The organism is Sediminibacterium sp., from assembly GCF_051861365.1.
GTDB lineage: Bacteria > Bacteroidota > Bacteroidia > Chitinophagales > Chitinophagaceae > Sediminibacterium.
In genome coordinates this window covers 1-15,416 of the sequence record NZ_JBHYCW010000044.1, presented here as the reverse complement: position 1 = coordinate 15,416, position 15,416 = coordinate 1, and the positions used below count along the sequence as shown (strand labels likewise).

The following is a 15,416-nucleotide window of genomic DNA, read 5'->3' as shown; positions in this document are numbered from 1 at the left end:
TTAAGCTTAATAAACAGGGTTGGTGAGTAAATCACCACCACTAATATATTTTTCAAAAAAGCATCAGTCCTAAACTCAGGCACGGACTCTCTCAAAAGGTACCAAATGAGCTTTCAGGTTATGTAGTTAGCCAGCTTTTGTTTTATTAGCAAGCTACTAAAATGTCATATTCTATATTTTCCTTGTCCCATGGTCGTAACTCAGGATGAAGAAGTGGTTTTATTAAGTGATTGGATTGATGAAAATCCCAATCAAGTAGAGCGATCCTTACATTTTGCCACAGACTGGTATGCCATCAAAAAAGGCGCTACGCAGAACTATGCACAAGCTATTAAAGAGAAACATTTCGGTACTAAAATCACCAATGAATGGAAACGTATGATGGCGATGGATGTTAGTGATGTTTATTATGATGCCTTATTTACCAATGGAAAGATTCAGGATGAACAGAAAAAATATCAGCCAGGTGATAAAGTACGTTTACGAATTATCAATGGTAGTGCATCCACCTATTTTTGGGTCAGATTTGCAGGAGGTAAAATGAGTGTGGTAGCCAATGATGGTGCTGATGTGGTACCTGTGGATGTTGACAGACTCATTATCGGTGTTTCAGAGACCTATGATGTTATCGTAACAATTCCGGATACAGGTAGCTATGAACTCTTATCAACCGCAGAAGATAGAACACGAAGCACCTCTTTATGGCTGGGTTCAGGTACAAAAAAATATGCTCCCGCATTACCACGATTGAAATACTTTGAGGGAATGAAGATGATGAATGGCATGATGAACATGGACGGATCCATGAATGATATGGGAATGAAAATGAGTCTGCAACAGATGGACATGAATACGGTAATGTATCCTGAGATTGTTGATAGCAACGAGAATATTGTAACGCTCAATTATGCCATGCTAAAAGCACCGGTCAAAACAACGTTACCTGCAGGACCGATTCGGGAGTTGAAATTTGAGCTTACCGGAAATATGAATCGTTATGTATGGACACTCGATAATAAAACGATTTCTGAATCGGATAAGATATTGATTAAACAAGGTGAGAATATTCGCATCATACTCACCAATAATTCTATGATGCGTCATCCCATGCATTTACATGGACATTTCTTTCGCACTTTGAACGGACAAGGAGAATATGCACCGTTAAAAACAGTCTTGGATATTATGCCCATGGAAACAGACACCATTGAATTTCATGCATCGGAAAAATATGGTGATTGGTATTTTCATTGTCATATTTTATACCACATGATGAGCGGAATGGGAAGAATATTTTCTTATGAGAATACACCTGCCAATCCACAAATTCCTGATCCGGTAAAAGCTTTGCGAAAAGTATATCGTGATGATCGTCGTTTTTTTGCAGGTGCTCAGATAGGCTTGGAGAGTAACGGAAGTGATGGTGAATTCATACTCGCAAACACCAGATGGATGATCCAAAACGAGTGGAGACTGGGACTCAATGCTGAGAAAGGGTATGAAAACGAATTTCATTTGGGAAGATTGATTGGAAGAAATCAATGGTTCATGCCATATGTTGGTTTTGATTGGCGATATAGAAAACACGGAGAGCAAGAGAAAAATCTATTCGGACAAATGAATACAAAGGATCAACGAGGTGTGATTTGTGTAGGATTTCAGTATACACTTCCTATGCTATTTCGTTTTGATGCGCGCGTAGATATGAAGGGGAATCTTCGTATGCAAATAGTTAGGGAAGATATACCGGTAACCAGCAGACTAAGAATGAATGTTATGTGGAATACAGATAAGGAATATACTTCCGGTTTGCGCTATATCGTTTCAAAATACTTTTCCGTTTCCTCTCACTATGATAGTGATATGGGATTTGGAGCGGGAATTACCATTACTTATTAATCGTCGGCAAGTATTAAAACTTGCCGACTCTTATTGCGGATTCGTATATTCATGATCAAACTTTCATGTTTCATGTACGACATCTGCTGCATCGGTCACCTCACCCACGATAAAATTGTAACGCCTCGTCATACGGTGCATATGGCCGGTGGTACTTCCTTTTACTTTTCGCATGCCATTAAACATATGCCCGTTCAATATCACCTGGTAACAGCATTGGCTAAAGCGGATATTGCATTTGTTAATGATTTGATACAAGCAGGAATTGATACAACAGTATTACCCAGTAAACACACGGTATACTTCGAGAATATCTATCCTGATCAAAGTGATCATCGAGAACAAAGAGTATTATCTACAGCCGATCCGTTCCGAGTGGCTGATATGATTGATTTGAAAGCTTCGGTATTTCATCTTGGCCCTTTATTAGCCGATGATATGTCTGTAGAGTTGATACAAACCCTCGCAACGAAAGGAAAGATATCATTAGATATACAGGGATTTCTTCGAAAAGTCATTGATCAGGAAGTGATGGCTACAGATTGGGTGTACAAAAAAGAAGTACTGCCTTATATCAATATTTTGAAAGCCAATGAAACAGAAGCAGAAAAGCTAACCGGATTATCTGATCATTATGATGCTGCTAAATCATTAGCTGATGTTGGTGTTCAAGAAGTGATCATTACTTTAGGAAGTAAAGGGTCATTGATTTATGCAAAAGGACATTTTTATGAAGTGCCTGCGGTACAACCAACCGCTATTGTAGATGCAACCGGTTGTGGTGATACTTACATGGCCGGTTATTTATATAAACGATTTCAAACAGCAAATTACTATGATGCAGGCCTCTTCGGCGCTGCAATGGCATCTATAAAAATAGCTGCTTCCGGTCCTTTCAATGGAACTGAAACAGCCATCACTCATGCATTGAAATCTTGATCAATCATTCTCCTCTAAGAAAGATGCTAAGTTTGCAACTGATAGAATTGTTATGAGCACATTTAAAAATATCTTATTTGATCTCGGCGGTATTTTTTTGAACATCGATTATCAAAAAACAGAGCAGGCTTTTATTGATTTGGGTGTCAAAGATTTTGGTCAATTGTTTAGCCAACAATTTTCAAATACCCTCTTTGAATCTTTAGAAACAGGAAAGATCACACCGAATGATTTTTACGAAACATTCAGAAAGGAAACCAATACTACGCTTTCCAATGAAGCTATTCAGCATGCCTGGAATGCCATGTTATTGGATTTTCCGGAAGAGCGGTTATTGTGGTTGGAAAGAATTGCCCAACAATACCCTGTGTACCTGTTTTCTAATACTAATCTTATTCATTATCAATCCTTTATAAAAAAATTCGAACAAACTTTCCCGCAATCATCTTTCAATGATTATTTCCGTAAAGCTTATTATTCCCATGAACTGGGACTGAGAAAGCCTTATCCCAAGTCTTACCTAAAGATCATGGAACTGGAAAACCTCGATCCAAAAGAAACTTTATTCATTGATGACACCCCTAAGAATATTGAAGGCGCTCAAGAAGCAGGGTTACAAACCATTCTGTTGAATAATGGGAGAACCGTGTTGGATTTGGGGCTTTAGAGGGATGGTAGTTGACAGATCAATAATAACAGTATAAATAAGTTGTAGAAGTGTAGAAGTCAAGGAATTCACTTACAGCTTGCATCTTGTGGCTTGAAGCTTCTATCTTCCTTGTTCCCCGACCCGTATTTCTTGTTTCTTTCCTATTTAACTTCCTCAAAATCAATATAATCCTCATCTTTCTGAGGTGCAGAAGTGGGATTGGCTGCTTGCTGCTGGAATCGCTGTTGTTCTTCAAATTCCTTCCTCGCCGCTTCTTGTTGTTCCTGCATTTTTTTCACTTGTCCCTTCATTTGGGAAGCTACTTTGCTAACCGGCACTATGAATTTAAAAATCAGGTTATAAAGGAAGTAAATCAAAAACCCCCATAAAAGAATCTTCACCATGCTACAAAGATAAAAAAAATGCCTCACCCCGGCATCGCTGCGCTCGCCACCCCTCTCCCTGCTGGGAGAGGGGAAGGGGTGAGGTAGATTTGGAACGTAAGGGTTAAATACACTACATTTGCAGCAGGAAAAGAACAATAGAAGGGAACGGAAGCGTTCCCTTCTTCTATTTAGATATGTCAATAGAAACACAAATAGGAAAGATCGAGCAGTTGATCGATAGTATGCTGGCAGAAGAACCTACTTATTTCTGTGTATCGGTTCGTATCAAACCTACCAACAATGTAAAAGTGTTTTTGGATGGGGATGAAGGGCTGGCCATTGAGAAATGTGTATCCTTCAATCGAAAGCTTTACAAGCTGATTGAAGAAACCGGCATGTATCCGGAAGGTGAGTTTTCGTTAGAAGTGTCATCACCCGGATTGGATGAGCCTTTGAAATTACATCGTCAGTATAAAAAGAATATCGGTCGTTTTATCGAAGTACTGTTAGCAGATGGAACCAAAAAAGAAGGCAAGTTATTAGAAGTAGCAGAAGCAGACATCATCATAGAACATACCGAGGGAAAGGGCAAAAAAGCAGTAACACAACAATTGGTAATACCATTCAATCATATAAAATCAACAACAGTTCAAATCAAATTCTAATTCAGTAAGACTTGTAGCTTGAAGCTTAAAGCTTGGAGCTTGTCTTCCGAATTTCTAAAACTTAAGACATGGCTAGTATCAACCTCATCGAAGCGTTTCAGGAATTTAAAGACGCAGAAAATATTGATCGTCCCACGATGATGAAAGTGGTGGAAGATGTATTCAAAACACTGCTTCGTAAGAAATACGGGAGTGATGAAAATTTTGACGTAATCGTAAATGCTGAGAAAGGAGATTTGGAAATCATCCGCAGACGAATGATTGTAGAAGATGGTGAAGTAATTGATCCCTTGTCGGAGGTGGCTTACACAGATGCGGTAAAGATCGAGCCGGATTTTGAAGTAGGTGAAGAATTGTATGAGGAAGTGGATATGGTTGACTTTGGTCGTCGCGCCATTCTTGCTGCCAAGCAAACACTGGCCAGCCGTATCAGTGATCTGAAGAAAAATGTATTGATCAAAAAATATGGGGATAGAATTGGAGAAATCATCAGTGCAGAAGTATACCAGGTTTGGAAAAAAGAAGTATTACTGTTGGATGAAGAAGGCAATGAACTGATTCTTCCTAAATCTGAACAAATACCTCAGGATTATTTCAAAAAAGGAGAAAATATCCGCGCAGTGGTAGAACGTGTGGATCTGAAAAATAATACACCGGTGATCATTCTGTCCAGAACCAGTCCTACATTCTTGGCGAAATTGCTGGAGATCGAAGTACCGGAAATCTTTGACGGACTGATCGCCATCAAGAAAATTGTTCGTGATCCGGGAGAGCGTGCGAAAGTGGCGGTAGAATCTTACGACGATCGTATCGATCCGGTGGGAGCTTGTGTGGGTATGAAAGGTAGCCGTATTCATGGCATCGTTCGTGAATTGAAGAATGAGAACATTGATGTAATTAACTTCACTACCAATATTCAGTTATTGATTCAACGCTCTTTAACACCTGCCAAGATCAGTTATATGGAATTGGACAACGATAAGAAACATGCGGAAGTGTACCTGAAAGCAGATCAGGTATCGCTGGCCATTGGTCGTCGTGGTGTGAACATCAAACTGGCTTGTGAGTTGACAGGATATGAGATCGATGTGTTTAGAGAAGATGAAGAAGTAGTAGACGAATTTGATATCGACCTCGATGAATTTAGTGATGAAATTGAACCATGGGTAATTGATGAGTTCAAGCGCATCGGTTGCGATACTGCCCGCAGTATCCTGAATCTGACAGCGGAAGAACTCGAAAGAAGAACCGATCTGGAAAAAGAAACCATTACCGAAGTAAGAAGAATCTTACAAGAAGAGTTCGATAGAGAAGAATAAGCAGCTATTAAGAAGCTATATTTGTCGGAGAAATAAATACTATCCGGTCAAATAGTAGCCATATAATTAGTCCATGGACAATAGTCCATAGTCCATGGGCCATTGACGATGGACTATGGACCAAAAAAATTTGAATGTCAGAACTGAAATTACCAAGACTGTTAGCAGCCGCCAAGGAGTTCAATATTGGTCAGGATACCCTGATCGACTTCCTGGTGAAGAAAGGATTTAATAAAGATGAACTGAAGCCTACCGCTAAGCTTTCAGAAGACCAGTACTATGCCCTTCAGGCAGAGTTTCAAAGTGATAAAGTAGCTAAGAATAAAGCCGATCAGGTAGAAATTCCCAAAGCTGCACAGGCTGAGGCTAAGAAGAAAAAAGACGAAGAAGATCTTTCCTTCAATAAAAAAGAAGAGAAAAAACCGGCCGCCGCTCCTGCTCCCAAGGAAGAACCTAAACCGGAAGTAAAGCCGGAACCGGTTGTAGAGGCGAAACTCGTTGAAGTACAACCTGAGCCGGTTGTTGAAAAAGCAGAAGTAATTAAGGCGGAAGCACCAGAGATCGAATCGCCAAAAGTGTTGGATAAGATTGATCTCTCTGCAATCGACTCATCTACGCGTCCTAAAAAAGCATCCAAGAAAAAAGAAGAACCCGTAGCTCCGAAAGAGCCGGCAGTGAAAGCGAAAAAAGAGGAGCCCACAGTACCGGAAGTTCTCGTAGCGCCGACACCTCAGGTAACAGAAGAAGCAGACAATAATGCTCCTCCTGTGATTGAAAATATCAGAGCCGAAAAATTAGAGGGTCCTAAGATCCTTGGTAAAATTGAACTTCCTGTTAACAGCGATACCCGTCCAAAACCTGCGGCCAGAGATGAGAAGCGTAAACGTAAACGCATTCCTGTTGACCGCAAAGAAGGTGGAGCACCTCCACCACAAACCGGCCCTGATGGACGTCCAATGACCGGTCCAAATCGTCCAATCGTTCCAGCCAATAATAGAAACAACCAAGGTGGCGGTGGTGGAGGCAACTTCAACCGTAACCAAGGTGGTGGAGGAAATAAAGGTGGTGGTGGTAACCGCGACAGAAATAGAAGAGGTGGTGGACAGGTTGAAGACAAAGAAATTGATCAGAAAGCGATTCAGGAAAAGATCCGCGAAACACAGGCCAAACTGGCCGGAACGGGTGGTCGTGGTAAGAGCCTGAAAGCGAAATACAGAAGAGCCAAGCGTGATGAAGCTGCTGAGGCCATGGGCAATGAGATGGGCGAAGACAACAAACTACAGGTAACAGAATTTGTAACCGTGAGTGAGTTGGCCAATCTGATGGATGTGAGCTTTGCAGATGTGATCGGAAAATGTATGAACCTCGGTATCATGGTTTCCATCAACCAGCGTTTGGATGCGGAAGTCATTGAACTGGTTGCCAGTGAATATGGTTTTGAAGTAGAGTTTATTGGTGTTGATGAAACAGATGAGTTTGATGATGAACAGGATGAGGATAGTGAAGAAGATCTGGTTCCAAGACCACCGATCGTTACCATCATGGGTCACGTTGACCATGGTAAAACTTCATTGCTTGACTATATCCGTAATGCCAATGTGGTAGCGGGTGAGGCAGGTGGTATCACACAGCATATCGGTGCATATGAGGTAACACTGCCGAATGGTAAAGCCATTACCTTCCTAGATACACCGGGCCACGAAGCCTTTACCGCGATGCGTGCACGTGGTGCGAAAGTGACGGATATCTCTATTATTGTGGTAGCAGCAGATGATGCTGTGATGCCACAAACACGCGAAGCCATCAGCCACTCACAAGCGGCTAATGTACCGATGATCTTTGCGGTGAATAAGATTGATAAAGACGGAGCCAATCCGCAAAAAATATACGAGCAGTTATCACAGATGAATATTCTGGTAGAAGCCTGGGGCGGTAAATTCCAAAATCAGGAATTATCTGCCAAGCAAGGACTGAATGTGGATCTGCTCTTGGAAAAAGTATTGTTGGAAGCTGAATTGTTAGACCTGAAAGCCAATCCGGATAGAGAAGCAGCAGGTACTATTATTGAAGCTTCACTCGATAAAGGGCGTGGTTATGTAGCAACCATCTTAGTACAAAACGGAACATTGCGTCAGGGTGATTTGATTGTATCCGGACAGTACTATGGTCGTGTGAAAGCGATGTTCAATGAGCGTAATCAGCGAATCGAAGAAGCACCACCTTCTACACCGGTTGTTATTTTAGGTCTGAATGGTGCACCACAAGCGGGTGAGAAATTCAAAGTGTATGAAGATGAAGCTGAAGCAAAAGAAACAGCTACCAAACGTGCACAGATCCTGCGTGAGCAAGGTTTGCGTGCAAGAAAACATATTACACTCGATGAGATCGGACGTCGTTTGGCGTTGGGTAACTTTAAAGAACTCAATATCATCATCAAAGGTGATGTGGACGGATCGGTAGAAGCCCTGAGTGATTCATTACAGAAATTGTCAACCGAAGAAATCGCCGTAAGGGTTGTACACAAAGGCGTTGGACAGATTTCTGAAAGTGATGTATTGTTGGCAACGGCTTCTGATGCTATCATTATTGGCTTTAACGTACGTCCTTCTATGCAGGCAAACAGGTTGTCGGAAAATGAAGGTGTGGAGATCAAACTGTATTCTATCATCTACACTGCAATTGATGAGATCAAGAGTGCGATGGAAGGGATGTTGGAGCCGAAGATCCAGGAGAAAATCACTGCAAACGTGGAAGTGCGTGAAGTCTATAAGTTTGATAAAGCTACTGTTGCCGGTTGCTTTGTACTCGATGGAAAGATCAGCCGTAACAGCAAGATCCGAATCATTCGTGATGGTATCGTTGAATATCCGAAGGGTGAAGGACAAAGTGCTGAATTGGGCAGCTTGAAACGATTCAAAGACGATGTGAAAGAAGTAGCATCCAATATGGAATGCGGTCTAACCATCAAAAACTTCAATGACCTGAAAGTAGGTGATATCGTGGAAGCGTTTGAAGAAGAAGAAGTGAAGAGAACTTTATAGAGCTACAAGCTACACGCTGTGAGCTACAAGAATAGGGAGGGAATGACTACTGTTTAAAGATGGTTTCATTCCCTTTTCTTTACATGATATCTTGTCGCTTGTGGCTTGCTGCTTGACGCTTTTTTTTTGTTAAAACCCTTATCCAACAAAGGAAACACGTCCCGATTAATTACATTTGAAGCAGATAATTTGATATGAAAAAGGTATTTCTGATAGTTATTTTATTAGTGACCGGGATGATGTCGGTCAAGGCGCAGGCCAAAAAAGTGGTGGCAGATAAAATTGTGGGTCAGGTAGGCGACAGAATTATTCTGCGTTCTGATATTCTCAATGAGATCGCTGATATGAAAAGACAGTATCAGGGTCAAGAGGGTGTTGTATTTCCTACAGAATGTCAGGTGTTGGAAAGACAGTTGATTCAGAAAGCGTTGATATTACAAGCCGAGAAAGATTCTTTATCTGTAACGGAAGAAGAAATTGATGCAACGATTGATAATCGTATCCGTGCTGCGATTCAACAATATGGATCAAAAGATATACTGGAAGAGATCGCCGGTAAAACCATATACCAGCTAAAGGAAGATTTTCGCACAAGTTTCCGTGAACAAAAACTGGCGGAACAAATGCAGAATAAGATCATTGAAACCATCAAGATCACACCAACAGAAGTAAAAGCGTATTATAATAAGATTCCGAAAGATAGTTTGCCTTTTTATGAGAGTGAAGTAGAGTTGAGCCAAATCGTCATCATACCCAAAGCCAATCGTGATATAGAAGAGTATGTATCCAAACAAATGTATGATTACAAAAAATCAGTAGAGTCAGGTGCGCAAAAGTTTGAAGCGTTGGTTAAATTGTATTCTGAAGACCCGGGAAGTAAAGATCAGGGCGGACAATACAACCTCAATAGAAATGATCGTAACTGGGATCCTGCTTTTCTGGCTGCTTCATTTCGACTAAAAGAAAATCAAATTTCTCCGGTTGTAAAATCAAAATTCGGATTGCACATCATTCAATTGATGTCGCGTTCAGGTGATGAAGCGGTGGTAAGACATATTCTCCGAATTCCTCCGGTAACGGAAGATGAGATCAAGGATGCGGTAAAAAAATTAGATTCAGTAAAAAAGCAACTCATAGCCGGTAGTCTTTCTTTTGGTGAAGCAGTGAGTAAATACAGTGAAGATGAGAATAGTAAATTCAGTGCAGGCTCAATCTCAGCTCAGGATGGCAATGTATTCTTGAGTATTGATATGTTGGATAAAGACATGGTTATCGCATTAAAAGATCTGAAGCCCGGAGAATATTCAGCACCACAAGTATATACCGATGAGCGTGGTCGCAAAGCTGTTCGTTTAATTCATTTGAAACGTAGAACAGAACCTCATCGTGAAAACCTTATGGATGATTATAACCGTATTGCACAAAGAGCACTGGAATCCAAAAAGACACAGGCTTTAGATAAATGGTTCAAGGAACATATTCCAACCTATTATATATCCATCGATAAAGAATTTAATGGCTGTGAAAGTATTAAGGAATGGAAAAGCGCAGCCGATAAAGCAGATAAAGAAAGAAAGAACTAATGACTTGTTTTCAGTGATCTGATTTATAGATTAATATCACTGTCGCCGTTTATTGTACCTGAGAGGAGCCGAAGTTTCTGCAAGTTCAATAAGCGGTTTTTTGTGTATTGGTGTTGGATTTACTTATATATAACACCTTATAGATGGTAGTTAATTTATATAGTAAAATGTCCTTTCCAGCCTATTAAAACCACTTGCACACGCGAATTCAATTCTGTATTTTGTAACAATCAACCCACAGAATTTGCAAGGGCTATCCTGCTTATTTAGTACTGGTTTAGTATAACTAATGGCTATCGTAATGCTTCCTCGCATCGGAATTTGGCAAATTCTCTAACCCTAAATACCAACATGATGGAGAAGCAACTACTTCATTTTAAAGCTATGGGGGTAATGCTCATTTTTTTAATGATGATACCTGCCAGCACACCACCCAGGAAATATACAAAACCGGTCACTTATCCGTGCGTCCAATATCCACCTTTAACTTATAGCCCAATTCTGCTAAAGATAAATGTGGATGCCAATTATACACCCAAGGATTTAGCAGGGATGAGAGAAAGCGCACCTACATTGGTGATGGAAGAATTAAAACGAGTAAACTATAATTTTAAATTGGCTGATGGTGTGAGACCCAACTTGGTATTGTTTATCACTTTTACAAACGATGGCTATAATCATTATGGGGTAATCCTGAATGTAGACTGGCAGGGTCAGGGAAACTTTACCATCAGTCTGCCGAATAATTATATTACGGTGAAGCAATTATTTGCAGATATGGCCAATGAATTCAATCGCTGGGTTATCAATGGATGGCATTCAGGTAATTGTAAATAAAAGATCGAACCCGCGACAATACCGGCTCTTCCAATAACTACATCTATTTTTTTTTTAAAAAGGCATCATTTAATTAGTTAATTATCAATTTATTAGAGAGAGGGGAAAAATAATTTTGTAAATTAAGTGTATATACATATATTTGCATTGTGAAACTGGAACAAGCCATACAAAGTACAAGATTTAAGAACGAAGTGCATAAAGCAGGATTGAATATACTGTATACGGCCTGGTGGCTGAAGACAGTGATGAGCAGAGAATTGAAAGAATTCGGGTTAACACATGAGCAATACAATGTCTTAAGAATACTAAAAGGTAAACACCCGGAATTGATTTGTGTGAAAGACATTGCTTGTAGAATGATTGAGAAAAATTCTAATGTTCCAAGGATCATTGACAGATTGGAGATCAAAAAGCTGGTGAAGCGTGCTACGTCTGAAGCTGACAAAAGGGAAACAGTTATCTCGCTAACCCAAAGTGGAATTGCTGTATTGGAAGCCAGTACACAACGTATCAATGCGATTTTTGATGAGGTAATGGTGATCAATGAAGCGGAAGCCGCATCAATCAATCAGCTACTTGAAAGAGTAAGAGAAAAAGAAAGCTAATATTTTTTTGAACAAATACGTGTACATACACGTATTCACAAACATATATTATGAAAACAATACTTCACAAAGCAAACACAAGGGGACATGCCAGTTTTGGTTGGCTGAACAGTTACCATACATTCAGCTTTGGACATTATTATAATCCTGAACGTATTCATTTTGGCGCATTGCGTGTTTTGAATGATGATACGGTAAAAGGTGGTATGGGTTTTTCCAAACACCCGCATGACAATATGGAAATTGTTTCTATTCCATTATCAGGTGATCTACATCACAAAGACACAACCGGAAGAGACGAGATCATTCGTCAGCATGATGTACAAATTATGAGTGCAGGTAGTGGTATAGCGCACAGTGAGACCAATGCCAATCATGATAAAGAAGTAAAATTTTTGCAGATCTGGGTATTTCCCAAAGAAAAAAATATCGAACCTCGCTATCAACAAAAATCTTTCAAACCTGAAGATCGCTTGAATCAAGTGTTGGCTGTAGTTGCACCTGATGATGAGCAGGCAGTATGGATCAATCAAGATGCATGGTTTTCCCTTGCAAACCTGGAAGCAGGTATAGAGAAAACTTACCAGATCAAAAGAAAAGAAAATGGAGTGTATGCATTTGTGATTGGTGGACAAGTAACCATCAACGGAGAACAGTTGGATGCAAGAGATGGATTGGGAATATGGGAAACAGATACCATCAACATCACAGCCAACAACAACGCTGAAATTTTATTGATCGATGTACCCATGAAAGTAGAGGAGGCATAAGATGAAGAACAGAACCATTAAAAGTATTTTATACGCAACACCGATGGATATGGGCGGTATGCCCATCAGACAACCTTTCCCTTCTGCCAAAGCGGAAAGCATTGATCCATTTTTGTTGTTACATCATGCGGATATCAAAGTGCCTACCCATGTTGATACAAAACATGCAGGCGTAGGTCCGCATCCGCATCGTGGATTCTCTCCGGTGAGCTTTATTTTCAAAGGAGGTGTGCACCACCACGATAGCAGGGGCAATGACAACGTTGTATATGCAGGTGGAACACAATGGATGAATGCAGGCATGGGAGTGATTCACAGTGAAAGACCTCCTGCTGATATTCATGAGATCGGTGGTAGACAAGAACTCATTCAGTTATGGGTGAACACGCCCGCTAAACATAAAATGGATCAGCCTTCGTATCAACCACTGACAGCAGAAGATACGCCTAAGATCACTACTGTTAATGGATTAGTACAAGTAAATGTTATTGCAGGTAAGTTAAAAAACACAATAGGGCCTATTCAAACACTATCTGATGTGAACACATTTACTGCTAATTTTCAAAAAAGCGGTAAATATTTCTTTCAGATTCCCGCTTCACACAATGCTTTTATCTATGTACTTCAAGGTAAAGTACAAGTAACAGGAGATAGTGAAGTGGAAGGAAAATATGTAGCAGTCTTTCAGAATGATGGTGATGGATTTGAATTGGAAGCCTTGGAAGACAGCACCCTATTCATTGGAACCGGTGAACCGCTCAATGAACCTGTAGCTTCTCATGGTCCATTCGTCATGAACAATCAAACCGAACTCATGGAAGCTTTCCGTGATTATCAGTTGGGGAAGATGGGTGTGTTAATTGAAGAATAGTCAATGGTGAATGGTGAATTGTGAATAGATCTAACAACGTATTCACAATTGACCATTCACAATTCACAACAAACAATCTAACATAATAAAAAAACAAAACACAATGTCAACGTACAAAATCGATGCAGCACACAGTGAAATCACATTCAAGGTAAAACACCTGATGATCACCAACGTAACCGGTAGCTTTACGAAATTCGATGCTACCATGGAATCTGAAGCAGATGATTTCAGCGATGCGAAAATTTCTTTTGAAGCAGACATCGACAGCGTGAATACCAATAACGAACAGCGTGATGGTCACTTGAAGAGCGATGATTTCTTTGCAGCTGAAAAATTCCCTAAGCTGACTTTCGTTTCTAAGAGCTTAACCCAAAAAAATGATGAGAAATATACCCTTACCGGAGACCTTACTATTCGTGATGTAACAAAAACCATCGATCTTTCAGTTGAATTCGGCGGTACCATGGTAGATCCTTGGGGTCAACACAAAGCCGGATTCGAGATCAGCGGAAAAATCAACCGTAAAGAATTCGGTCTGGGCTGGGGCGCAGTAACTGAGGCAGGTGGAGTTGTGGTAAGTGATGAAGTGAAATTGCACTTAGCGGTTCAGATGATTAAGCAAGCTTAAATAATAAGTGAAAAGTGAAAAGTCAAAAGTGAAAAGGAAGCTTTCTTTTTACATACTTTTTGACTGTCTCAGAGCGCTAGTTCAAGCTATGGACTTTAGTCCAAGGCTTCAGCTTCTACAAATCTACCGTAAATTAGGGTAATGGAAAGTTTACGGAAAGGTAGCCATAGTGTTCAGCAATTGCACGTTCATATTGTATGGGGAACAAAGTATCGGTACAAGGTGCTACAGGGTGATATACAGTTACGTTGTCGTGATTTGATACGTCAAAGTTGTGATGTTTTAGATGTTCAGATATTGAAAGGAGTTGTAAGTAAAGATCACATTCATTTGCATTTGAGTTATCCTGCTAAATTGAGTGTTAGTGATTTGGTGAAACGATTAAAAGGCCGGAGTGCAAAAATGTTGTTACAAGAATTTACGGAACTACGCCGTCGCTATTATGGAGGTCATTTATGGGGAATAGGTTACGGAGCTTGGAGTACAGGTAATATTACGGATGAAATGATACAGGCATATCTTGAGCATCACAAAGACGACCCCAACAGTGATCAGGATTTTATTTTGGAATGATGATACTTGGCTTCAGCCAATTATTCCAATGGCTTTAGCCAAAAAAACAACCTATGGGTTTCTAACCCATAGTATTTGAGTTTTCACTTTAAAAATAATTGTATGACAAAAGCCAGCATTGCAACTACAAAGTATCAGGTTCGTTTGGAAAATGGAAGGCATGTATTTGGTGCGGATGAACCCGAGGCACAAGGAGGAACGGATTTAGCTCCGGCACCTGATGAATTGTTGGAAGCAGCGCTGGCCAGTTGTACTGCCATCACCCTTCGGATGTATGCAGATCGGAAACAATGGCCAGTAGAAGGAATAGAAGTAGCAGTTAGTTTGGAACGAATCGATGGAAAAACCGTTTTCAGTCGCAACATCCAACTGAGGGGGGATCTGGATCAGGAACAGAAAGGTCGATTGTTTCAAATCGCAAAACTTTGTCCTGTATCCAAAACATTATCCGGTTTGATCGAAGTGAATAGTTCTATCGCATAAAATAGTCACCTAAGCGCACAACACTATGAAAACAAAATTTTTCCCCGCAGCAGAAAGAGGATTAAAAGATATTGGCTGGCTTATCATGCGAATCAAGGGTTGAAAACCTGATTTAGGAATGCTGCTGCGATTTTTCCAAAGATATGAACGAGTAGTCCCTTT

General features: G+C 40.3%; 15 protein-coding genes. 14 read left to right on the top strand and 1 reads right to left on the bottom strand.

Annotated features, from left to right (window positions below):
* Nucleotides 1-189: 189 nt before the first annotated feature.
* From ACTIEV_RS14685 to ACTIEV_RS14675, 3 genes are all read left to right on the top strand, one after another.
* Nucleotides 190-1,899 carry a multicopper oxidase family protein gene (locus tag ACTIEV_RS14685; protein WP_322197124.1) on the top strand — a complete coding sequence of 570 codons (1,710 nt, stop codon included), beginning with the start codon at nucleotides 190-192 and terminating at the stop codon, nucleotides 1,897-1,899.
* Nucleotides 1,900-1,971: 72 nt separating this feature from the next.
* Nucleotides 1,972-2,838: a PfkB family carbohydrate kinase gene (locus tag ACTIEV_RS14680; RefSeq protein WP_322197125.1), complete on the top strand. Its 867-nt coding sequence runs from the start codon at nucleotides 1,972-1,974 to the stop codon at nucleotides 2,836-2,838.
* A gap of 52 nt (nucleotides 2,839-2,890) precedes the next feature.
* Nucleotides 2,891-3,505, top strand: a complete 615-nt coding sequence (locus ACTIEV_RS14675) for an HAD family hydrolase (protein WP_322197126.1) — start codon at nucleotides 2,891-2,893, stop codon at nucleotides 3,503-3,505.
* Nucleotides 3,506-3,648: 143 nt separating this feature from the next.
* Here ACTIEV_RS14675 and ACTIEV_RS14670 read toward each other — a convergent pair whose 3' ends face one another.
* Nucleotides 3,649-3,891, bottom strand: a complete 243-nt coding sequence (locus ACTIEV_RS14670; protein ID WP_322197127.1) for a hypothetical protein — start codon at nucleotides 3,889-3,891, stop codon at nucleotides 3,649-3,651.
* Nucleotides 3,892-4,067: 176 nt separating this feature from the next.
* Between ACTIEV_RS14670 and ACTIEV_RS14665 the strand changes: the two genes are divergently transcribed.
* The 11 genes from ACTIEV_RS14665 to ACTIEV_RS14615 all read left to right on the top strand — a co-directional run bounded on the left by ACTIEV_RS14665 (nucleotide 4,068) and on the right by ACTIEV_RS14615 (nucleotide 15,254).
* Nucleotides 4,068-4,538: a ribosome maturation factor gene (locus ACTIEV_RS14665; protein ID WP_322197128.1), complete on the top strand. Its 471-nt coding sequence runs from the start codon at nucleotides 4,068-4,070 to the stop codon at nucleotides 4,536-4,538.
* A 68-nt stretch (nucleotides 4,539-4,606) separates the two neighbouring features.
* Nucleotides 4,607-5,857, top strand: a complete 1,251-nt coding sequence (nusA, locus tag ACTIEV_RS14660; RefSeq protein ID WP_250687089.1) for a transcription termination factor NusA — start codon at nucleotides 4,607-4,609, stop codon at nucleotides 5,855-5,857.
* 134 nt (nucleotides 5,858-5,991) lie between these two features.
* On the top strand, nucleotides 5,992-8,898 hold the full coding sequence (gene infB / locus ACTIEV_RS14655; RefSeq protein ID WP_322197129.1) for a translation initiation factor IF-2: 2,907 nt from the start codon (nucleotides 5,992-5,994) through the stop codon (nucleotides 8,896-8,898).
* Nucleotides 8,899-9,092: 194 nt separating this feature from the next.
* Nucleotides 9,093-10,481 (top strand): peptidylprolyl isomerase, encoded by a 1,389-nt coding sequence (locus ACTIEV_RS14650; RefSeq protein WP_322197130.1) that lies wholly within the window; start codon nucleotides 9,093-9,095, stop codon nucleotides 10,479-10,481.
* A 354-nt stretch (nucleotides 10,482-10,835) separates the two neighbouring features.
* Complete coding sequence (locus ACTIEV_RS14645; RefSeq protein ID WP_322197305.1) at nucleotides 10,836-11,318, top strand: hypothetical protein; 483 nt, start codon at nucleotides 10,836-10,838, stop codon at nucleotides 11,316-11,318.
* A gap of 149 nt (nucleotides 11,319-11,467) precedes the next feature.
* Entirely contained in the window at nucleotides 11,468-11,926 is a 459-nt protein-coding gene (locus ACTIEV_RS14640) for a MarR family winged helix-turn-helix transcriptional regulator (protein ID WP_178886453.1), read from the top strand.
* A gap of 50 nt (nucleotides 11,927-11,976) precedes the next feature.
* Nucleotides 11,977-12,696: a pirin family protein gene (locus tag ACTIEV_RS14635; protein ID WP_322197304.1), complete on the top strand. Its 720-nt coding sequence runs from the start codon at nucleotides 11,977-11,979 to the stop codon at nucleotides 12,694-12,696.
* A gap of 1 nt (nucleotide 12,697) precedes the next feature.
* On the top strand, nucleotides 12,698-13,567 hold the full coding sequence (locus ACTIEV_RS14630) for a pirin family protein (protein ID WP_322197303.1): 870 nt from the start codon (nucleotides 12,698-12,700) through the stop codon (nucleotides 13,565-13,567).
* 103 nt (nucleotides 13,568-13,670) lie between these two features.
* Entirely contained in the window at nucleotides 13,671-14,198 is a 528-nt protein-coding gene (locus ACTIEV_RS14625; protein ID WP_322197302.1) for a YceI family protein, read from the top strand.
* 141 nt (nucleotides 14,199-14,339) lie between these two features.
* On the top strand, nucleotides 14,340-14,771 hold the full coding sequence (tnpA, locus tag ACTIEV_RS14620; protein WP_322197301.1) for an IS200/IS605 family transposase: 432 nt from the start codon (nucleotides 14,340-14,342) through the stop codon (nucleotides 14,769-14,771).
* 102 nt (nucleotides 14,772-14,873) lie between these two features.
* Entirely contained in the window at nucleotides 14,874-15,254 is a 381-nt protein-coding gene (locus ACTIEV_RS14615; protein WP_322197300.1) for an OsmC family protein, read from the top strand.
* Nucleotides 15,255-15,416 lie beyond the last annotated feature (162 nt).

Coding starts and splice junctions, on each gene's coding strand:
- ACTIEV_RS14670 (WP_322197127.1), bottom strand. CDS start 3,891: ATGGTGAAGATTCTTTTATGGGGGTTTTTGATTTACTTCCTTTATAAC.
- ACTIEV_RS14630 (WP_322197303.1), top strand. CDS start 12,698: ATGAAGAACAGAACCATTAAAAGTATTTTATACGCAACACCGATGGAT.
- infB (WP_322197129.1), top strand. CDS start 5,992: ATGTCAGAACTGAAATTACCAAGACTGTTAGCAGCCGCCAAGGAGTTC.
- ACTIEV_RS14675 (WP_322197126.1), top strand. CDS start 2,891: ATGAGCACATTTAAAAATATCTTATTTGATCTCGGCGGTATTTTTTTG.
- ACTIEV_RS14635 (WP_322197304.1), top strand. CDS start 11,977: ATGAAAACAATACTTCACAAAGCAAACACAAGGGGACATGCCAGTTTT.
- ACTIEV_RS14685 (WP_322197124.1), top strand. CDS start 190: ATGGTCGTAACTCAGGATGAAGAAGTGGTTTTATTAAGTGATTGGATT.
- ACTIEV_RS14680 (WP_322197125.1), top strand. CDS start 1,972: ATGTACGACATCTGCTGCATCGGTCACCTCACCCACGATAAAATTGTA.
- ACTIEV_RS14650 (WP_322197130.1), top strand. CDS start 9,093: ATGAAAAAGGTATTTCTGATAGTTATTTTATTAGTGACCGGGATGATG.
- ACTIEV_RS14615 (WP_322197300.1), top strand. CDS start 14,874: ATGACAAAAGCCAGCATTGCAACTACAAAGTATCAGGTTCGTTTGGAA.
- ACTIEV_RS14625 (WP_322197302.1), top strand. CDS start 13,671: ATGTCAACGTACAAAATCGATGCAGCACACAGTGAAATCACATTCAAG.
- nusA (WP_250687089.1), top strand. CDS start 4,607: ATGGCTAGTATCAACCTCATCGAAGCGTTTCAGGAATTTAAAGACGCA.
- ACTIEV_RS14665 (WP_322197128.1), top strand. CDS start 4,068: ATGTCAATAGAAACACAAATAGGAAAGATCGAGCAGTTGATCGATAGT.
- ACTIEV_RS14645 (WP_322197305.1), top strand. CDS start 10,836: ATGGAGAAGCAACTACTTCATTTTAAAGCTATGGGGGTAATGCTCATT.
- tnpA (WP_322197301.1), top strand. CDS start 14,340: ATGGAAAGTTTACGGAAAGGTAGCCATAGTGTTCAGCAATTGCACGTT.